General features: G+C 50.3%; 21 protein-coding genes, 1 pseudogene and 1 other annotated feature. All 22 genes and pseudogenes read left to right on the forward strand.

The features are described from left to right. Positions 1-11 precede the first annotated feature (11 nt). On the forward strand, positions 12-428 hold the full coding sequence (locus tag ATW55_RS06615; protein WP_067714439.1) for a (2Fe-2S) ferredoxin domain-containing protein: 417 nt from the start codon (positions 12-14) through the stop codon (positions 426-428). Between the two features lie 98 nt (positions 429-526). Next, entirely contained in the window at positions 527-1810 is a 1284-nt protein-coding gene (locus ATW55_RS06620) for an APC family permease (RefSeq protein ID WP_067714442.1), read from the forward strand. 147 nt (positions 1811-1957) lie between these two features. Continuing rightward, entirely contained in the window at positions 1958-2173 is a 216-nt protein-coding gene (locus ATW55_RS06625; protein WP_067714446.1) for an isochorismatase family protein, read from the forward strand. Between the two features lie 29 nt (positions 2174-2202). Continuing rightward, the gene (locus tag ATW55_RS06630; protein ID WP_067714450.1) at positions 2203-2673 is read left to right on the forward strand and encodes an NUDIX domain-containing protein; all 471 of its coding nucleotides are present in this window, start codon (positions 2203-2205) and stop codon (positions 2671-2673) included. Positions 2674-2725: 52 nt separating this feature from the next. After that, the gene (locus ATW55_RS06635) at positions 2726-3250 is read left to right on the forward strand and encodes a YfiT family bacillithiol transferase (protein ID WP_067714453.1); all 525 of its coding nucleotides are present in this window, start codon (positions 2726-2728) and stop codon (positions 3248-3250) included. Between the two features lie 34 nt (positions 3251-3284). Then, positions 3285-3800 (forward strand): GNAT family N-acetyltransferase, encoded by a 516-nt coding sequence (locus ATW55_RS06640; RefSeq protein ID WP_067714456.1) that lies wholly within the window; start codon positions 3285-3287, stop codon positions 3798-3800. Between the two features lie 89 nt (positions 3801-3889). Next, complete coding sequence (locus ATW55_RS06645) at positions 3890-4384, forward strand: DinB family protein (RefSeq protein WP_067714540.1); 495 nt, start codon at positions 3890-3892, stop codon at positions 4382-4384. A 12-nt stretch (positions 4385-4396) separates the two neighbouring features. Next, a complete protein-coding gene (locus tag ATW55_RS06650; RefSeq protein WP_201024942.1) occupies positions 4397-4807 on the forward strand; it encodes a VOC family protein in 411 nt (136 codons plus the stop codon). A gap of 420 nt (positions 4808-5227) precedes the next feature. Next, complete coding sequence (locus ATW55_RS06655; RefSeq protein WP_160327179.1) at positions 5228-5671, forward strand: hemerythrin domain-containing protein; 444 nt, start codon at positions 5228-5230, stop codon at positions 5669-5671. 56 nt (positions 5672-5727) lie between these two features. Then, entirely contained in the window at positions 5728-5991 is a 264-nt protein-coding gene (locus tag ATW55_RS06660; protein WP_067714465.1) for a hypothetical protein, read from the forward strand. A 105-nt stretch (positions 5992-6096) separates the two neighbouring features. Continuing rightward, positions 6097-9795, forward strand: coding sequence for a nitrate reductase subunit alpha (locus ATW55_RS06665; RefSeq protein WP_153005038.1), 3699 nt, complete (start codon positions 6097-6099; stop codon positions 9793-9795). Continuing rightward, positions 9785-11263 carry a nitrate reductase subunit beta gene (gene narH / locus ATW55_RS06670; RefSeq protein WP_067714471.1) on the forward strand — a complete coding sequence of 493 codons (1479 nt, stop codon included), beginning with the start codon at positions 9785-9787 and terminating at the stop codon, positions 11261-11263. The genes ATW55_RS06665 and narH overlap by 11 nt, the downstream gene beginning before the upstream one ends. Before the next feature lie 13 nt (positions 11264-11276). Beyond that, positions 11277-11867: a nitrate reductase molybdenum cofactor assembly chaperone gene (gene narJ / locus ATW55_RS06675; RefSeq protein WP_067714474.1), complete on the forward strand. Its 591-nt coding sequence runs from the start codon at positions 11277-11279 to the stop codon at positions 11865-11867. Between the two features lie 39 nt (positions 11868-11906). Continuing rightward, a pseudogene (gene narI / locus ATW55_RS06680) lies at positions 11907-12604 on the forward strand (respiratory nitrate reductase subunit gamma). Positions 12605-12779: 175 nt separating this feature from the next. Continuing rightward, the gene (locus tag ATW55_RS06685; RefSeq protein ID WP_067714477.1) at positions 12780-13052 is read left to right on the forward strand and encodes a CGCGG family rSAM-modified RiPP protein; all 273 of its coding nucleotides are present in this window, start codon (positions 12780-12782) and stop codon (positions 13050-13052) included. 275 nt (positions 13053-13327) lie between these two features. Continuing rightward, the gene (locus tag ATW55_RS06690; RefSeq protein ID WP_153005032.1) at positions 13328-14734 is read left to right on the forward strand and encodes a class II fumarate hydratase; all 1407 of its coding nucleotides are present in this window, start codon (positions 13328-13330) and stop codon (positions 14732-14734) included. A 492-nt stretch (positions 14735-15226) separates the two neighbouring features. After that, positions 15227-15889 carry a class I SAM-dependent methyltransferase gene (locus tag ATW55_RS06695; RefSeq protein WP_067714547.1) on the forward strand — a complete coding sequence of 221 codons (663 nt, stop codon included), beginning with the start codon at positions 15227-15229 and terminating at the stop codon, positions 15887-15889. A 398-nt stretch (positions 15890-16287) separates the two neighbouring features. Continuing rightward, positions 16288-16638, forward strand: a complete 351-nt coding sequence (locus tag ATW55_RS06705; RefSeq protein ID WP_235587030.1) for a PadR family transcriptional regulator — start codon at positions 16288-16290, stop codon at positions 16636-16638. Further along, positions 16635-17183: a DUF2812 domain-containing protein gene (locus tag ATW55_RS06710; RefSeq protein WP_067714483.1), complete on the forward strand. Its 549-nt coding sequence runs from the start codon at positions 16635-16637 to the stop codon at positions 17181-17183. The genes ATW55_RS06705 and ATW55_RS06710 overlap by 4 nt, the downstream gene beginning before the upstream one ends. Positions 17184-17728: 545 nt before the next feature. Next, positions 17729-17994: a binding site (T-box leader), on the forward strand. A 117-nt stretch (positions 17995-18111) separates the two neighbouring features. Next, positions 18112-19134, forward strand: coding sequence for a tryptophan--tRNA ligase (gene trpS, locus ATW55_RS06715; protein WP_067714486.1), 1023 nt, complete (start codon positions 18112-18114; stop codon positions 19132-19134). Between the two features lie 17 nt (positions 19135-19151). Next, positions 19152-20387: an MFS transporter gene (locus tag ATW55_RS06720; protein ID WP_160327180.1), complete on the forward strand. Its 1236-nt coding sequence runs from the start codon at positions 19152-19154 to the stop codon at positions 20385-20387. 245 nt (positions 20388-20632) lie between these two features. After that, positions 20633-20803, forward strand: a complete 171-nt coding sequence (locus ATW55_RS16285) for a hypothetical protein (RefSeq protein WP_160327181.1) — start codon at positions 20633-20635, stop codon at positions 20801-20803. Positions 20804-21060 lie beyond the last annotated feature (257 nt).

Here is a 21060-nt window from a genome sequence, read left to right on the forward strand (position 1 = left end):
ACGTGAATTGGATGGATGCGACTAAACTTCAGAGTAATGTGCTGGTAGCAGAAAAAACGACGAAACGCGCTGTGCTTGGTCAGGTTTTTGTCTGTTCGGGATGTTGCTGTGGACAAACAGGCAAGGGAAAACCCGGCATTCCATTAGACTGGCTAAAAAAATCATGGAAAGAGCGCAAGTTGCTAAAAACGGTGCAACTCACGATCACCGGTTGTCTTGGGCCATGCGACGTTTTAAATGTCGTTGGCATAGCGACAAAAGAGAGGCAGCGCTGGTTTGGCGGGATCACCACGGAGACTCCCTATGAAGTTCTCCTTGCGTGGGCGGAGGAGACGAGAACAAGAGGGGAACCAGCACCGATTCCAGACGCATTGCTTCACTATGAGTTTGAAAGATTTTGCAGCCGCGTACATGCCGATTCGATTTGATGTCGATAAGAAACGAATCGCACCCATTTGCAATGACAAGATGGTATCGCTCGTGTACTGTGATGAGGAAGTGATTGTACTGTTAAGGAGAGCTCCTCATGATCGATTCGCAGTTGAAACGCTCACTTACTTGGGTGCAGGGTACAGCGATCGCAATCGGCGCCGTTCTCGGATCCGGTATCCTCATTCTTCCTGCCGTCACAGCAGAGCAGGCAGGTCCGGCGTCACTTATATCGTGGCTTTTGATGTCCCTTTTAGCTTTTCCGCTTGCGATGACGCTTGGAAGTCTCGGCGCCAAGTATCCGCATGCGGGAGGCATTGTGGAATATGCGCGATTGGCATTTGGCGATACCGTGGGGCGGATGACCGCTTGGTTGTTTCTTGGCACCATCCCGGTCGGCGTACCCATCGTCGCGCTGGTTGGCGCCAATTATGTTGTCGGAACGTTTTCGCTGCCTGCGGTCTGCATCCCGATCACGGCGGCGCTCATGCTGCTTTTGTCACTCGTTCTTCACTGGCGTGGTGTCGAGATGGCGGCGTGGGCGCAGGTGCTCATCTTGGTGCTGATTGTTGTGCTTATACTAGGAGCCATCATCGCGGCAGGTCCACATATAAAAGAGGAGCAGTTTCATCCACTTGCGCCACACGGCTGGCTTCCGGTTGGTTCATCGGCTGTGGAGATTTTTTGGTGTTTTGTCGGTTGGGAGATGGTGGGACATCTCGCCGAGGAGTTTCACGACCCGTCAAAAGACTTACGTCGAATCTTTCTTCTGGCTCCAATGTTCGTCGGTGTGCTCTACGTCGCACTCTCCGTTGTAACCATCGGCACACATGCCTACGGTGGAGCGTATACCGTGACACCGCTCAGTCAACTGGTGGGAATTGGAATGGGCAGAGTCGGTTCGACGGTCTCGGGTATCGTGGCGCTATGGATTACATTTGTAGCCATTCATGGCAATGTGGCTGGTTTCTCGCGAATGGTTTACAGCCAGGCGCGGGCGGGTGTCTTTCCTGCGGTGCTCGTACGGCTACATGAACGTCACAAAACACCGATCGGCGCTCTGTCTGCGCTGGGCTTGGATTTTGCCGTGGTGCTGGCGATCTACGCTGTATTTCACGTTGATCTTGGCGCGTTTATGGCGTGGCCGAGCGCGATGTTTTTGGCTCTTTATATCATCGCGATGGCCTCTGCTTTGAAACTTATGAAAGGTGCCGGGTGGGGCAAGCAAGCTTTAGCGTGGATTCCCTTTGTGGTCTGCGTGATTTTGTATCCTTTCAGCGGCTGGGCCGTGGTTTATCCAATCCTTTTTGGAGTCATCGGTTGGTTGATGACTCGGATATATGCCAAAACCGCGAGAAGACAGAATGCCGTGCAGGGATAGGATTCGCTATTAAATGAGTTGTGACAATCTGTGTGAAAAGTCGTATCCTTTAGATGACTTCAAACATTTGCCGATCATTTGTCTTTAAAGCTGCTGAATTTTGGAGTGTATGGCACGTGAAATTGAAAGAGTCAGAGGAGGAAGGTCGTGAGCGGCAGCGCACTGATCATCATTGATGTGCAAGTCGGGATGTTTGAAGAAGCGGAAGCGGTGTATCAAGGTGACATGTTGTTGCGCCGGATTGCAGCACTGATCACAAAAGCACGCTCGTCCATGGTTCCGGTGATCTACGTACAACACAACGAGGACCCTGGTGGGGCGCTTGAACCCAATACGCGTGGCTGGGAGATTCATGGTGCGTAGCGCAAGGATGATCGATAGGAGAGAGCTCTATGCCGATGTCCGATTTTTACCAAAACCTCCGTTCCAAGATTGGAACAGATCTGATTTTCAGCCCATCTGTGGCGGCCATCATACGCGACAAAGAAGGCAAGATTTTATTTCAACGTCCAACTGCCGAAAGTGAGATATGGAGCCTGCCTGCTGGCGCGATTGAGCTTGGAGAAACGCCATCTCAAGCCGTTGTTCGCGAAGTTTGGGAAGAGACAGGGCTGAATGTCACGCCGATGGCACTCGTTGGCGCATTCGGGGGTCAAGCGTTTCGGTTCAAATATGCGGATGGAAACCAGGTGGAGTATGTTGTGTTCGTTTTTGATTGCAAAGTGGATTCTGGCGAACTGGATGCGATCGACGGAGAATCTTTTGAGCTTCGCTATTTTTCCGTTGAGCAGATGCCCCCACTGGCTCTCCCTTACCCCAAGCGAATCTTTCAACAACGGATCGAATCCGCGCTATTCAACTAAATTACTTTGATGCAGGGATTTGCCGTGTTAAAAATTAAAAGGAGGAGTAAAAATGGAAAATCTTCATTATCCAATCGGTAAGTTCATTCCTTTAGATAAGATTTCTTCTGACCAGCGAAAAGAATGGATTGAACAACTTGCTGATACGCCGAATCAACTGCGATTCGCAATAAAGGATCTAACATCTGCGCAATTGGACACACCCTATCGTCCTGATGGTTGGAGCATTCGTCAAGTCATTCATCATCTTCCGGATAGCCATATGAATGCGTATGTTCGTTTTAAACTAGCGCTCACAGAAGATCAACCGACGATTAAAACCTATGAAGAAGATCGCTGGTCACAATTGGCTGACTATCAAGGGACTCCGATTGAGGTATCATTGACTCTTTTAGCGTCGCTTCATCAACGTTTTGTTACATTGCTTTCTACAATGCAAGACGCGGAGTTTTCACGTAGCTATAAGAACCCAGAGTCTGGTGTAGTTACATTAGAAACAGCACTTGGTTTGTATGCATGGCATGGCAGGCACCACATTGCACATATCACATCGCTTCGGAACCGGATGGGGTGGTGAAGAGAGCAGAAAAAACGGACTGGGGAGGAATATGGTGATCATTCGAAAGGCTGATTCGCAAGATGCGGCTTCCATTGCGAAAGTGCATGTGGACAGTTGGAGAACGACATACAAAGGGATGATCCCTGATCGCATTCTGGATCATTTATCGTACGAACAAAGGGAACAAATGTGGACGCACGTCTTGGTGAATCAAAAAAACAATCCTGTGTTTGTAGCGGAAGATGATGAAAACAGGGTCGTTGGATTTGCTACTGGCGGCAAAGAGCGATCAGGCACTACAATCTATCGGGGTGAACTCTATGCTCTTTATGTATATGAAGATGTTCAAAGAAATGGAATTGGGCGCGAGTTGATCCGTGCAGTTGTAAACCATTTGAAAGAAATGCAATACAATAACATGCTTGCCTGGGTTTTAAAGAATAATCCAGCTCTCGGTTTTTATGAACACATGGGTGGAAAGAAATTCAGTGAGAGGATGGAAGAGATCGAAGGGGCACCGATGATCGAGTATGCAATGGTGTGGGACGATCTGACTGAGTGGGATTGACTGTGGGAACGCACGTTCTGTATCATGGAGAAGTGCGCAGAGGGGGCGATCGCGCTTGGTCAATGGATTTCACTGAGGAGGAAGCATGGGTGAGCCATTTGTTGTCAGAACAGTACGACTTGATACGCAAGACGCGCGAAACGCTATTTTCTTTTTTGGAAAGTCTGCCCGCAGATGTGTTGCATAAAAAGGTTCCTGGGTTTGGATTTGACACAATCGCGCATGCACATCTCCACGCGGCGGGGTGTTACATGCATTGGCTTGTGAAGTTTGCACGGATTCGATCTTACCCACAGTTTCCGACGGATGAAGAGATTCAATCAGCGGATGTGCCTGACCTCCGTCACTGGTTTTCCATATCGGATGCGGTGGTGGCTGAATTTCTGAGCGTCTATGAAAGCCGACTTTCGGAGGTCATTTATCATCACTCCGAAGGTTCAATGGGTGTTACGCCTCTTTGGCTGATGACCCACACGATCACACACGAATTTCATCATAAAGGGCAAATTGTCGCGATGGCACGGTGTCTCGGATATGCGCCGCCGGATACAGATTTGGTTGTTGCAGAAGGCACAAGCGAATAGGGGATGGATGGTGTGAAGATCTTATTTGTAGCTGGATTTGGCTCGATTGTTCGGGATGAGATGGTCCATGATATCGTCCATTTTTATCAGGGAGTCTTAGGGATCGATTTTGAGCGGATCGGTGATTACGTACATACAGGAAACTTGGAGGGGGTAAAGCACTTTGCACTGTGGCCGCTGTCTCAAGTCGCAGAGTCGTGTTTCGGTACACCCCATTGGCCAAGCGATGTACCCGAGCCGCGCACATGGATAGAAATGGACGTTGATGATGTGGCCGAGGCGACAAAGGAACTGATGGCGCAGGGATACCGCTGCTTAGTGAGCAATCGTGAAGAACCGTGGGGTCAAACGGTGACGCGCCTCATCTCGCCGGATGGAGCGCTCATGGGATTGACCCGCACGCCCTGGATGCGAAACGACTGACGCAGATCGTGTCGACATTGACAATGTGTATGTATTGGACAGCTGGGTGGCGCGCCAGGGATGTCGCCGTCTCCAGAAAGATAAAAGTAATACGATTGGATCGTTTGAAAATACCCCTCGTGATGAACCCCCATTTACCAACTCCCCGAGATGATTACTGGCCTTTAGCTTTGAGACACGCGTCAATGACCCATCATGATGTGCAGGACGGTTCCTAGTCCATTTTTCCAAGGTGTAGACTAAATGGACTAGGAAAGATCATGCGAAAAGGATAGTCATGTTTGGTCTGACGCATGCCTGCAGTTGGCCAGCATGATAGAAGTAACAAGTGGTTCAACATCGAAATATGAAAAGGTGAAATCATCAGAGATTCGTGGTTGTCACGAATTGCGCAAATCTGCACACGGGGGGGCACTGCCTTTGTCAGGTCCGGCATTGCAACAGCTTCAATCGCACCGATCCATTCATGAAGCGGCCTATGGAGAGGCGGAAGAATTGACTCATATCGCAAAAGCATTTGCGGAGGCAGGCAAAGAGCAAGCCGTGCTTTCAACCGTGCGATTGCTTATCGAACATTGGCAAACGCGAACACTTTGCCATGCGACGGAGGAAGAGGAAGGTTTCTATAAAGAAGTTGCGATGGAGTACCCGGAATACGCAGATAAAATTTTTTTTCTTACGCGCGATCACAATGTAATGCGGCAACTTGTGGAGGAGGTGGAGAAACTTTTGGTCACTCAAGGTTCTGTTCACGCAATGCTTGATCGATTCCAAATGCTTCTTTGGCTCGTTGAAAGACACAGCCGCGACGAGGAGAAGTGGCTCCTTGATGTAGCGCCGAACGATCACGCCAAGCGACGATAGGATAAGCATCGCAGAGCAATCGAAAGATTGCACATCGTGGAAAAGGGGCGGTCGAAGTGGACTGGGATAGGATTCAAAATCAGTGGCAGCAAGATGCCTTGGCGACAGACAAAGATGATCTCACCGGATTGCTGAATCTTCGATTCGGCACAGTTCCGCAAGAAGTCTTAGAGCAGATTGAACGCATCACAGATGCAAACGCTCTTGAACGACTGGTTCTGGTCGCCGCCAATGTGCCGAATTGGGAGGCCTTTATCATGGAACTTGAAGGGAGCGCATCAGCATTTCGAATCGTTGGCACACAGTACCAGCCTTTTTAGTGATTGCGAAAACCATCTTAGCCACCGCGGGTCAATGTTTGATTGAATGCTACGAAATATGGTCACTGACACTGCGGTCAGTCGCGTGAAGCAAACGTGAAAGGAATGACGCCTGTGACAAAATCAAAAAAATCACTCCTTCAAGGCTTGAATCATCTGCGACGAGGCGAGCGATTCAATCAAAATTGGTCAGAGCATAGTCCTCGCTCTCGCGACTGGGAGGATCTATACCGTAACCGTTGGCGCTTTGACAAAGTTGTTCGCTCTACGCACGGGGTGAATTGTACAGGGAGTTGCAGTTGGAAGATTCACGTAAAAGACGGCATCATCGCGTTTGAAACGCAGCAAACAGATTACCCATCTTTGGGTCCCGATGTGCCGGAATACGAACCTCGCGGGTGTCCCCGCGGCGCAAGTTTTTCCTGGTATGAGTACAGTCCGCTTCGAGTGAAGTACCCATATGTAAGAGGGGATTTGCTTGATATGTGGCGACAAGAGCGAGGGGCTGGATGTGATCCGATAAGCGCTTGGCGTGCGATCGCAAATGATCCAGTAAAACGTGCCACGTACCAAAAGGCGCGCGGCAAGGGGGGGCTTGTGCGCTCTACGTGGGAAGAAGTCACGGAAATGATTGCGGCGGCTTCGATTGATACGATTAAAGAGTATGGGCCTGATCGGATTACAGGCTTTAGCCCGATCCCCGCCATGTCGCAAGTGAGTTATGCGGGTGGATCCCGGTTTTTATCCCTGATTGGCGGTACGATTCTCAGCTTTTATGACTGGTATGCGGATCTTCCACCGGCATCTCCGCAGATCTGGGGCGATCAAACCGACGTGCCTGAGAGTGCGGATTGGTATAACTCATCGTACTTCATTATTTGGGGCACCAACCTCCCAATGACGCGCACGCCTGATGCACACTTCATGGTGGAGGCTCGCTATAACGGGACAAAGGTTGTCGGTGTCAGTCCAGATTATGCCGAATACGTAAAGTTTGCAGATCAGTGGCTTCCTGCCAAAGCGGGTACGGACGCGGCCCTCGCGATGGCCATGACGCAAGTCATCTTGCAGGAATTCTATGTTGATAGAAAAACGGAATACTTCGATACTTATGTTAAACAAAACACCGATTTGCCGTTTTTGGTGACGCTGGAAAAGAAAAATGGCGCGTTTGTTTCCGGCGCGTTTGTGCGAGCCTCAGAATTGGGACTGGAGAGCGAGGAGCGGCAAGGGAACTGGAAGACCGTGCTGTGGGATGAGATGACGAATAAACCGGTCGTCCCAAAAGGCAGCATCGGCTTTCGCTATGACAAATCTGATCAGTGGAATCTCCGCATGGAAACCATTGATGGATCGCCCATCGCGCCGCAACTGAGTTTCCTGAATGACGCGGATGATACGGTGATGGTTCAATTTCCGTGCTTTGAGGATACAAAAACTCGAGTATTGGAGCGTGGCGTTCCAGTCAAGAAGCTCGTCACCCGAAATGGGGAAGACATCTGGGTTACCACAATCTTTGACTTGATGATGGCGCATGTTGGTGTCCGGCGTGGACTGATGGGTGACTATCCGGCCTCTTATGACGATCCGTTGCCGTATACGCCCGCCTGGCAGGAGGCCATTACAGGCGTTGACCGAAACCTTGTCCTGCAGGTGGCGCGCGAGTTTGCAGACAACGCAGCGCGTACACATGGGAAGTCAATGATCGCGCTTGGTGCAGGAACCAACCATTGGTATCACAGTGACATGATTTATCGGTCGATTATTAACCTTGTGCTTCTCACGGGCTGCCAGGGAGTGAATGGTGGTGGATGGGCGCACTATGTGGGACAGGAAAAGGTTCGCCCGCTTGAAGGTTGGTCAACGATCGCGTTTGCGACAGACTGGAATCGTCCACCACGCCAGCAAAATGGAACATCGTTTTTCTATTTTGCCACTGATCAGTTCCGCTATGAAGAATTGGAGACAAAGACCCTTGGTTCGCCTCTTGGCGGACGTTTTCAGAACATGCATCCGGCAGATATGAATGCCTTGGCAGCGAGGCTTGGTTGGTTACCTTCATTTCCCCAGTGGACACAGAACTCCCTTGAGGTGGTTCGTGACGCAAAAAAAGCTGGTGCAGAAACGGCCGAAGGGATTGCAGCGCATGTCAGCAAGAAGATTGTCGACGGCGAAATTGAATTTGCGATTGAAGATCCAGACAATCCGCGGAATTTTCCGCGTGTATTCTTTGTCTGGCGTTCAAACCTGCTTGGTTCAAGTTCAAAAGGTCATGAGTATTTCTTGAAACATCTTCTGGGGACAGACGGTCATGTGCTTGGAGAGGAGGCGAATTGGCAACCGGAGGATATCCGCATGGCAGAACAAGCACCGAAAGGAAAGGTTGACCTGCTTATCGATATCGATTTTCGGATGACGGGAACGGGTCTGTACTCGGATATTGTTCTGCCTGCCGCAACATGGTACGAGAAGCATGATCTGAGCAGCACGGATATGCACCCATTCATTCACCCGTTCAATCCGGCAATTTCTCCGCCCTGGGAGACGCGCACAGATTGGGTGGCATTTCGAAGTATCGCTGAGGCGTTTTCTCGACTCGCCAAAGACCACTTACAGGCTCAAGATGACCTGGTGATGGCTCCGCTCAATCATGACTCCCTTGATGAACTGACGCAAGTGGGCGGAAAAGTTCGCGACTGGCGCAAGGGGGAAGTCGAAGCGATTCCTGGGAAGACGATGCCTAAATTTGTGCTTGTCCATCGGGATTATCCGCATGTGATCGACATGATGACGACCATGGGGCCGCTCTCAGAGAAAAGCTACGGGGCCAAAGGAATTGCAATCTCCGGTGAACACGCTTATGCAGAACTCACAAAGCGGGTAGGTGTTTCCAAAACAGAAGGTCCTGGGTATGGGCGCCCTCTTATCCGCACAGAACGTCAGGTTGCAGAAGCCATTCTCACCCTCTCAGGCGCGACAAACGGTCATCGCGCCGTCGAAGAATGGGAGGCCCTGAGCAAATTTACAGGCCTTGATTTAAAAAATGTTGCAGCGGGACATCGTGAGACGGCATACAACTTCGAGGATATCACGGCACAGCCAAGACTTTCGCTGGCAACGCCCGTCTGGAGTGGACTTGAAGGAGAAGGCCGCCGCTACTCGCCTTTTACGTCGAATGTGGAGTATCGAATACCGTGGCACACACTGACGGGGCGTCAGCATTTCTATCTTGATCATGAAGTGATGCTTGATTTTGGTGAAGGGTTGCCACTCTATCGCCCGCCGCTTGGCATTTTGCCATTTCAGGATGGAGACGCACCGGTGGATGATCAAAATCGTCAGACGGTCATGGTCCGTTATCTTACGCCTCATCAGAAATGGGGCATACATTCAACCTACTCAGATAATCATCGGATGCTGACGCTTTTTCGCGGTGGGCAGACCATCTGGATGAGTGAAGAAGATGCAAAGAAAATCGGCATCAAGGACAACGCATGGGTTGAAGTATATAACCGTAACGGCGCTATTGCTTGCCGCGCGGTTGTGACGTATCGTCTGCCGCCTGGCATCGCCATGATGTATCACGCGCAAGATCGAATCATAGGCGTTCCAGGCAGCACCATCACGGGTGACAGAGGCGGGACACATAACAGTGTAACGCGCATCATTCCAAAACCGACGCACATGATCGGCGGTTACGCACAACTCAGCTATGGATTCAATTACTACGGCCCAACGGGTCATCAGCGGGACGTCATGACGGTCATTCGTCCGCTTAAAGAGGTGAATTGGCTTGAGGATTAAAGCGCAAGTTGCCATGGTGATGAATCTTGACAAGTGCATCGGCTGCCACACCTGCAGCGTGACCTGCAAAAACACCTGGACCAACCGTCCGGGGGTTGAGTACGCCTGGTTTAACAATGTGGAAACACGGCCGGGACCGGGCTACCCCAAGCGCTGGGAAGACCAAGACAAATTTCGCGGCGGATGGACAATGAAGGATGGCAAACTGCGTTTGCGAGCCGGAGGTGCGATTGCAAAACTGGCCCAAATTTTTCACAATCCGGATCAGCCTACCCTTGACGATTACTATGAACCTTGGACTTATGATTATGAAAATCTGACAGACAGCCCGAAGAAAAAACATCAACCTACAGCGCGTCCGCGCTCTCTCCTGACAGGTGAGTTTATCGATCGTCCAGTTTGGGGGCCAAACTTTGACGACGATTTAGCGGGCGGATCTGAAATTGCAGGTCTTGATCCGAACTTGCGCGAGATTGAGGAACACGTGGCGTTTACGTACCAGCAGACGTTTATGATGTACTTGCCCCGCATCTGCGAACATTGTCTGAATCCAGCCTGCGTCGCAGCTTGTCCTTCTGGCGCCATCTATAAGCGCGACGAAGACGGAATTGTGCTTGTCGACCAGGATGCCTGCCGCGGGTGGCGGTTTTGTGTCAGTGCATGTCCATACAAAAAAGTCTATTTTAACTGGAATACCCACAAAGCAGAAAAGTGCCACTTCTGTTATCCGCGCATTGAAGCGGGTCTACCTACGGTATGCTCGGAAACCTGTGTAGGGCGCATTCGCTATCTCGGTGTGATGTTTTACGATGCGGATAAGATTCGCGAGGCCGCGTCTGTGAAGAACGAGCAGGATCTCTATAAAGCGCAATTGGATGCATTTCTTGATCCGTACGATCCGGCTGTCATTGCGGCTGCTCGTGAAGCGGGCATCAATGAGGCTTGGATTGAAGCGGCGCAGAATTCACCCGTTTACAAGATGGCGGTTGAGTGGAAGGTCGCATTGCCGCTTCATCCGGAATACCGCACCATGCCGATGGTCTGGTATGTACCGCCGCTGAGTCCGATGATGACTCACGTACAGAACGAGGATTCCATGTCTGCCGACGCCTATCTCACGGTGGTCGACGATATGCGAATTCCTGTTGAATATCTCGCATCCATCTTGTCTGCGGGTGACACAGATGTCGTACGCCGAGCGCTGATTCGCCTTACGGCAATGCGCGCATTTATGCGCGCGTCACGGGTCGGGGATCTGGACGGTGGAAAACTGCTCAAAGAGTCAGGGCTGACTGCGGATCAAGTGCTGGCGATGGCCCGTTTGTTTGGCGTGGCAAAGTACGACGAACGCTTTGTCATCCCAACCGCAAAGCGCGAGACAAACCCGGATCTTGCTTATGCGCAAGGTGCGTGCAGCCTTGAAGGAATAGCACCGCCGGAAGGAATTTTAGCGCCGGTGAAACGGTGAGGGGGATGCCAAAATGACGCTGCAAGAGCGAATGAAAATCGCCTCTATCCTTTTAGTCTACCCGGAGAAAAACTTTTCAGAGATTCTTGAAGAGATTGAAATGGTCTGTAAAGAATCTGAGGATAAACTGGTCCTGGCGTCCGTGGATGCGCTCGCGCGGGTTCCGGTTTCAGACTTGATCCGCTGCTACGTCGCTACGTTTGACATGCAAGAATCCACTGCACTGTATCTCACGGCTCACGAGCTTGGAGATAGCAGGGAGCGGGGAGATGCGCTGCTTCGGCTTCAGGCACTCCTCCGAGGTGCGGCGTTTGAGCCACTCGAGGGAGAATTGCCTGATTATCTGCCACTTCTTATGGAATTTATTGCAGAAAAGCCGATTGGAATGCCGACAGATGAACTGGAGTCAAGACTCGCTGTTGCCTGCCAGATGATTTACGAACGACTTGACGAGAAACACCCGTACCGGAAATTGTTTGAGTTAATCCGTGATTGTTTGCCAAGTGGCCAGAGTCCATTGCAGGATGAAGCTGGTGCAATTCTTTTAAAACCAGTTGTGGAGACAGATTTGGACAATCTGCCTTACCCATTGGTTTACGATTGACAGACAGTTCAACGACGGAAAAAAAGGAGGGAAACAGCAATGACTCAATTCTGGTGGTTGGTTTATCCATACGTGACACTTACGATACTCGTCGTGGGTACATTGTACCGTTACGTATTTAGTCAACGCAGTTGGGGCTCGAAGTCGAGCGAGATCCTCGAGAAGCGGTGGCTTCGCCCTGGAGTCTCATGTTTCACTGGGGCATGCTGTTTGTCATTGGCGGACATGTGATGGGACTGCTTATTCCTATTGGAGTTTATCAGGCCCTTGGCGTTTCAACAGAAGCTTATCATTTAATGGCAGATGTCGTCGGTGGAATTGCTGGCATTGCGGCTACGGTGGGATGCTTCATTTTGCTCATGCGGCGGATGGTCAATCCGCGCGTTCGGCGCAATTCTACGCCTTCTGATTTCGTTGCTCTCGGTCTGTTGTTTCTGGTGATCGCTCTTGGCGCCTCGCAAACGGTGATTTCCAACAATGTCTTTGGTCCGTACGAGTATCGCTTGACAGTTGGGCCATGGATTCGTGGACTGATCCTTTTTCATCCCGACATACAGCTCATGACGCATGTCCCTCTGTTGCTGCAGATCCACATTATACTCAGCTTTGCCTTATTTGCCGTTTCGCCGTTTACCCGCCTGGTTCACGTTTGGAGCGCGCCGATTCGCTATCCAAGCAGGGCTCCAATTCAGTATCGATCACGCTTTGGAACGTTCACAAATCACAAGCCGCGCTAAACCAATCTGGATTAGAGTGAAAGGGTAAATGGGATTGAATCGTATCGAATAAATGTAAAGCATGACGTGACACGAATCACTCTATACAGCGCGTTTCTGACCTATTGTAAGGTATAGCGAGCGCGTGAATTTCTGTGGTTGAGCGTTTCTTGTTTTGAGAGGGCGGCGAGCAATCATGAGGGCGAGAAATTGGTCGATTAACTTGGAGACAGAGGAGTATGTCGAGGATCGCAACAAAATCATCGCAGATGCGTCGGAGGCTGTGGAGCAAACGGTTGATGGGTGTTTCGTCAATTTGGCTGTGGCACCGGATCATGGCGATCCTGATGCGTATCTGGTTCCGGAACTGCATGCCCGTTTTGGAACACGGATTTCAGTTCGCTTTGTGGATCAATGCGGCTGTGGCGGATACGTCTATCGGATTACAAAAGTTTCCGGCAGTGATTGAAGTAACCTCGTCGATTCATGAAGAAAAATAAACTCCTCCGAAACAGGCTGAATCCGCCATTGGCAAAAGTGTACTTCAGCCAACTCGGGCATCTCGCACAGTGTTTTCAATCCGTGCAAAGTCGAGGCCTGTAGCTCTTATTGCTGGACGAGGTGTCCTACCTGTTGCTAATGTCTGACTCCGGTGTCTTTTTGGAATACATTTCCATGTGCTTTGCCCTGCCCGTGAAGGCAGATCAGGGAAAGTATAAACTAAAATGGACAGGAGTGATGAAGATGGCAAACCAAACGAGAACGGTTCGTGACTCCCTCGGTGACATCGAAATCCCAATGGACGCTTATTACGGCGCGCAGACCGCGCGTGCTATCGCCAACTTTCCGATTAGCGGGCTTCGACTACCGCCGGCCTTTATCCGGGCGCAGGGCATCGTGAAATGGGCGGCGGCCAAGGCGCATGCGGATCTTGGAATACTTGATGCAGTGAAGGCAGATGCCATTTGCAAAGCCTCCGATGAGGTGGCGAAGGGGGCGCTTGACGAGTGGTTTCGTGTGGATGTGTACCAGGCAGGCGCTGGAACCTCTCAAAACATGAATGCCAATGAGGTGATTGCCGCGCGGGCGACAGAGATTCTGGGAGGCACTCGAGGCGGCGCTTTGCTTGTTCATCCGAACGACGATGTCAACAGGTCGCAATCCACGAATGACACGATTCACATCGCGATGAACATGGCCGGATTGGACATGCTGACACATGATCTCGCCCCGGCGCTAGACAGCCTGGAACAGGCTCTTGAGGAGCGCGCCAGAGCATTTGCGCACATCGTCAAATCCGGTCGCACACACCTGCAGGATGCGGTGCCGATGCGTCTTGGTGATGAGTTTCGCGCCTATGCACACAATATCCGGCGGCATCGCCACTGGGTTAAACAAGCGGCTGATGAACTGCTGTCCATCGGATTTGGAGGAAACGCGGTTGGCACGGGCATCAATACAGAGCCTACATTCGCCAAACTCGCTGTCCGGCATGTTGCTGAAAAGACGGGGCTCGCGTATCGTCTGGCGGATAATCCGTTTACGTTCAATCAAAACCCGGACGAGGTCGTGCTGGTCAGTGGCGCTTTGCGGAGCCTCGCGCAGGCGCTCGGCCGGATCGCAAACGATCTGCGCCTGCTGGCCTCCGGGCCGCGCACTGGCTTTGCCGAATTGATCTTGCCGGCGGTCCAGCCGGGATCGTCCATCATGCCTGGTAAAGTGAATCCAGTCATCGCAGAGATGCTGAACATGGTGGTCTATCAGGTACTGGGCTGCGATACGACTGTCGCACAGGCGGGGGCGGCAGGCCAACTCGAACTGAACGTGATGATGCCGGTGATGGCAGCCAATTTTCTGCACGAGATCCGCATCTTGGCGCATGCGGCGCAGGTCTTTGCAGACGCTTGCGTACGAGGTATCGCGGCGGATGAGAGCCGTTGTCGCCAATATGCGGAAAACTCGCTGTCCCTCGCGACGGCGCTAAATCTCGAACTGGGATATGAGCAAGCAGCCAAGGTGGTCAAGCATGCGTTGGCCAATGACATGTCTTTGCGTAATGCTTGTCAGTCACTTGGCATCCCAGAAAATATTTACGCGCGCGCCCTTGATGTGGATGCGTTGTCGCAGCCTGTGCGAGAAATGCCTGAATGATCACAGGCTTAGGGAGGCCAAGGCTGCCTCGCGCTTGTTCCATTGCCACCCTTGCGACGGTGTAAGGAACTTCAGGGGCCCCACATGCCTATCATCCCATCCGACGGCATGGATGCAGTAGCTCTCTCCTCGATGATCATGCGGTGATTGACCATCAAGCATCGCTCATCTCGATTTCTCCTCAGAAACCCCGCTTTGCAAAGAAATTGCGAACCGACTTGCCGTATCTCCGATCGAGAAATGATCCGCCAACTGCGCTGTCGCCACCAATCTGTGTCTCTTGTACAGCAATTTGGCAATGGCCGTCATCCAAGCTATGAAAATCGATGAAAGTGGATATGAAATGTGGCATTGTCAAATTTGGATTGGACGATTACTATCCGCGGATTCGTTCTGTTTCACTAAATATCTGTCTATACCAAAACGCATACCGTCACATACTTTAAGTGAAATAACATGGTTTTGTATCAATCTCTTGATGAGGTGAAGAACTTGAGATGGAAGTACTACCACACGAAGTTTCACTATGATGCTTGTAATCCATCCATCAAAGCCACCTCGGCGTGGATTGGCCATCGACCATTTGCATATGATTTAGTCAGGTTTTTAAAACCACAGACGATCGTCGAGCTTGGTACACATTGGGGTGCTTCATTTTTTTGTTTTTGCCAAGCGGTGTCAAATGCAGGAACACAGGCGACTTGTTTTGCTGTCGATACATGGCGAGGTGATGCACACAGTGGGGAGTACGGCGAAGAGATTTATAATGGGGTAGTCGAAGTTGCAAACCGACTGTATCCGGATATCGCAATCTTGATTCGCAATACGTTTGATCACGCATTAGACTTAATTGAAGATGGATCAGTTCATCTGTTGCACATAGATGGATTCCATACTCTGGAGGCTGTTACTTACGATTTTCAGTCTTGGTTACCCAAACTTGCGGAGCATGGTGTTGTCCTGTTCCATGACATCGCCGTCAAAGAGCATGGATTCGGTGTTTATCAACTGTGGGAGGAACTTAAGAAGCACCACCCATCACTTGAATTTCAACATTCTAGTGGATTAGGCGTGCTGTTTCCAAAAGGAACCAACAAATCTATTAATAAAATCCTCTCATTGAAAGAGGAGTTTCAGGCGATTTATACTGGTTAGCCGACATGACCATGCGACGCGACATTGAGGCTGGTCATATCGCGACACACCTGAATTCCCATCTGTCTAGCCATGGCAACCCCAGGGTTCCCTCCGAGTTCAAAGGCAAGGTGTGACAATAATTCATTGAGTTGCGATGTTTCTCTGCCCGGAATACGTGAAGTCGCTCCACAAACGACAGCACCCAGATATCCCGTCACTGTATATGTCGTATAAATTCAAGCGAATCCTCCTTCGAAGACAGGCCAAAGTAAGTTCGAAAACCTCATTGATTTGACAACAATTTCCCTATCTATATTGACATTCGATATAACAGTCGATATGATATCAATATCATATATATCGATTATCGATATATCGGCATTCGTAGCGATGGACATCAAAAGAGGTGAACTCACTTGGCACTCAAAACGGCTAACATTCTGCCATTAACAGAAGCCTTCTACTATATCCTGCTGTCGCTGTATGCGGGATCAGCCCACGGATACGCTATTATGCAAAAAACGCAACAGATCAGTGACAAGTGCGTGAACTTAGGAGCGGGGACATTGTACACTGCGCTGAGCACGTTGCTGAAAAAGGGACTAATTGAACTCTCCGATGGACCGCAAAAAGTGGAGTCTCGGCGTAAAGTGTACGCCATAACACCGGATGGGTTGACGATTCTCAGGCAAGAATTGCACCGTCTCGAGCGGCTCGTGGAAAACGGGCACCGGGTAATAAACAAAATGAAGGGGGAAGAACTATGAGCGGATCGAAGGAACGACAAACGATGCGTAGGTCGAATCTCTGGTGGGTATGGAATTACGATAAAGAAGAGAAAAAATTGGACACATTGTCCGAGCGCGGAATCCAATTGGAGAAGCCCGGCATGTTCACGGCGACGTTCGTGATGGACGCGAGCCAGCGTTACGCGTATCGAATGGATTACCAACCAGACATCAAGTGGCGACAAGCTAAGCGGGAGGAGTACCTGGCGTTCTATCGTGATGCTGGGTGGGAGTACCTCGGACAATGCACACAGTGGCACTACTTTCGCCGCCCGTGGTCTGATTCCGATCAGATGGACATCTACACTGACGCACAGTCCCTTAAGAATCATTATCAGAGAATTCGTTGGACGATTGGGGGCGTTTTGCTCATCGAAATCCTGGGTTTGATTGGCGAAGTTTTCAACGCACACTACGCGGAGAAGGACTTATCAATTTGGCCGATCGTGTGGGTGATGGCGGTCCTCGACGTGTTCCTCGCGTACGGTTTTTTGCAAATAACACGCAAGTACCACCGATTGTGATTTGAATAAGGCAGCACTATGTGGACAAGGTAGTCATCTGAGTGACCGTTGCAAAACATATTGTGCAGGTACCCGTTTTCTTGTCCCAGCGATCACGCTAAATTAACCCTGTGGAATTATCAAATTTAGTTTAACCCCATAACCTACTAAAATCGACTTAGGTAATAAACTCGTCGTGTTGCAGATCCACAGCCGCAGGCTCTTCTGCGATAACGCATCTTGCATACAAGTTCATATTCACGAGTCTGCGGGTTCACTAGTACCCGTCGAAAACAACAAATTTGCGGACATCGTAGGATGGGAGAAACTAACCCGTGACGAGAATTGGGGAGAATTTGTCGCTGGGAGTTAAACACCTGAACAGTTGACCGAAATGGGGAGAACGCTGTGGACAACATTCATTCAGGAAAATTGTGATGGACTGAAGGTGTTTGTGGAAGAAGCGTATCGTAGAAAGACTTTCCAACGGATTCAGAATTGAACTGTAAGAAATCTTGACGTTGACGAAATTGATCGTCCCTGTGTATCATGAAACAAATTCCAACGGATTGACTTTGACGAAGACGAGTACGCATACCACGTGCGTTCCAGAGAGTCGGCGAATGGTGTGAGCCGATACGCATAGGATGTCGAATGGACTTCTGAGTCGCTGGCTGAACCCACATTGTGGCAGTATGCCTTGCCGGGCGTGCCTCTCCGTTACCAAGAGGCAGGTATCGAGATCATTTTTGTTTCGTTGGTCTCCGTACTGTAAAGTGCGTCGGGCATACCCCGGCGAATTAGGGTGGCACCACGGTCTCACGTCCCTTGGCGGATGTGGGGCCTTTTTGTATTCATTTTTGGCTCGTGAAACGAGGAGGTGGTGGTGTGAGCGATGGTTGGTGGTGGTTCAAGACAAAATTCAACTCACAAAACAGGAGTGATATGAATGCAGAACAATCACGAAGAACGGGTATTGACCGGAGATCGCACCACTGGGAAGTTGCACCTCGGTCATTATGTCGGCAGCCTGAAAAATCGCATTGACATGCAACAGAAGTATGACACCTTTATCCTGCTTGCGGATGTTCAAGCATTAACTACACATTTTGAATCCCCAAAGGAAATGGGACAACATCTACGTCAGATTGCGATGGACTATTTGGCGGTAGGCATTGACCCAGAAAAGGCTACGATTTTCGTTCAATCTCTCGTGCCTGAAATCGCCGAACTCACAATGTTTTATTCCATGTTTGTCACGGTCAATTCACTGCGCCATAACCCGACGGTGAAGTCTGAGGCAGCCGAACGAGGATACGATCAATTGTTCTATGGATTCTTGGGTTACCCAGTCAGTCAGGCGGCCGACATAACGTTTTGCAAGGCGACTTTGGTGCCGGTAGGAGAAGATCAAGTTCCGCACATTGAACAAACCCGAAAAATCGTTCGCCGCTTCAATGAGCTGTATGCCCCAGTTCTGATTGAGCCGAAGGCCGTCGTCGGAGAGGTGCCAAGACTCGTCGGCTTGGACGGAAAAAGCAAGATGAGTAAGAGTATGGGTAATGCGATCACGCTGGATGCCTCGGCCCAAGAAGTGCGGGAAAAGATTCAAGTCGCAGTTACTGATCCTGCACGAATTCGCAAGTCGGATCCCGGACATCCAGAAGTGTGTCCTGTTTTCACATATCATCAAGCGTTCGCAGCGGGCAAATCCGATGAGGTCGCTACTGGATGCAGGTCAGGGACAATGGGTTGCGTCGAATGCAAGCGGCGGATTGCCGGCAGAATCAATGAATTACTGGAACCCATGCGTGAGCGCCGGGTGGCCTATGAAGCTAATCCACGCATGGCTGATGAACTCCTGATTGCCGGTACAAAACGTGCGAGGGAAATTGCAAAGGAAACGATGAGGGAAGTCCGTGAGGCAATGGGATTGAATTATCGATTAGACTCCGATGAGGTTCGGGGTTGATGGGAGGCGGCGAACAGATGATGCGTTTTGGAACCGGCGTTATCCCACAAAAACATGCCCGTACGTTCGTCGCATTGATTTTTGCCGCCATGGCGGTGACGTTCAGTCAAGGTCTGATGATTCCGTGGATGGCATCTGTGGAAACGGGGCACATTTCTCCACTGATGAACAGTCTGAGTACCAGTGATACTTATGCCGGATTGCTTGTCGCCATGGTTTTCGTGGGACAGCTCTCTCGTCGGATTGGACTTCGTAGATTGTTGGTATGGGCGCTTGCGACAGGAGCATTGTCCATCTGCGCGTTCGTGGTGAGAGACAACGTGCAGTGGTGGTTGCTGTTTCGTTTCGTGTTTGGCTTGTCTCTAGGGGTGATCCACTATGGTACGCAGTCTTGGATTGGATACCTCACCACGCCGGAAAATCGTGGCAAGCAGATGGCCCTATATGGCTTAGCCACCGGCATCGGATTTGCGGTTGGTCCGATGTTTCTGGCGACTGGGAAACTGGCGGTGTGGCTCCCATTCATCTTGTCGGCCTCTACTTTTGCCATCTCCTTGGCTTTAGTCGTGCGTTTACCCTGCGTTCTGGGGAACAGCAAGTCAGCGAGGTCTGTACGCCCAATCAGAGTCGCTCGGATTTATCGAGCCGCCCTGCCAGCACTAGCGCTCCCATTGGTATTCGGGTTTATGGAGTCGGCGTTAAACGGGGACCTTCCTTTGTATGCCGAACAGGTTCATCTGTCGCTTGGCGTTGTGTCACTTTCGTTAGCTTTGTTTGTGTTCGGTAGCCTTATATTTCAGCTACCACTGGGTTATTTGGGCGATCGTTTGGGTCGGCGGATAGTTCTGATAGGGTGCTCAACGGCAGGGGTAGTTCTGTTCAGCTTGCTGCCGCTTGTGTCCGAGTCAAACGTGACGTTTGTCGCTTTATGCTTCCTCGTCGGAGCATTCGTTGACACATTGTTCAGTTTGAGTCTTGGCTTCCTCGGTGATCTTGTTGGGCCAGACAATCTGCCTATCGTCAACCAGTTTGCAGTAACCAATCTTGGGCTGGGTCTAATGGTAGGGCCGATGGTCTGTGGTTTGATGATGACGTGGCTCGGACCAGCCGGAATGTTCTGGGCGATAGCGTTCTTGTACCTGCTATACGTGGGAATCAGTCTGACATGGAGACCAATTGCCACAAATTATCCATATGAGTCGGACCAATGTGTTACTTTGAACGATCCCCACAGACAAGAGGAGATGAGGTAGATGAGCAGAGGTCATTTGAATTTTTTCGATTTTATCTTCATTGGGCGTACCTATGATGTGTACAAGCGCATGTTTGATTGGGGGAGAAGGATAAAGCGGCAAAATGGATTCTCGATTGCCCTGGTGCAGAAAAACTCCCACTCTAGGACAATTCCTTTGATGGCGTGATCAGCACGCTGGCGGTCCATCGTTTTACACATTTTGAAACGTTTCTGTTGCCGCCGAACATGAGAGATAGATTCTTCATGTCAGGATGGAGGCATCCAGAGTGGTATTTGGATCCGCTGTATCGGCAGGGTGTTTCTCCGTCTGCCAAAGCACCGAAAGGACTGGTTGACCAGTGTGTAAAGCGTTTGGCAAATGACTTGAACACCGACGTTTGGAAGGAAAAGTATGGGGAAGTGCAGAATCCATGAGTTATGCAGTTGTCCCCAATAATTGGGTATTGGTAGGTTCAAACCATGAGTTATGCAGTTGCTGTATAAATTTGGATTTCTGTTTTTGTGTAAAGTTTATGAAATCACAATAAAACTATTGACATTTCTTGTACACCCCAAAAATCGACGAGAAGGCATCTAACAGCCTATCTCTTAGCAATGTGGGTGTGAACCATGGCTCGTTTATGTAAACCTGGATTCAAAGAACTCTCGTCTTTCAGTCGTGTGGGTGGCGC

The organism is Ferroacidibacillus organovorans (genome assembly GCF_001516615.1).
Classification (GTDB): domain Bacteria; phylum Bacillota; class Bacilli; order Alicyclobacillales; family SLC66; genus Ferroacidibacillus; species Ferroacidibacillus ferrooxidans_B.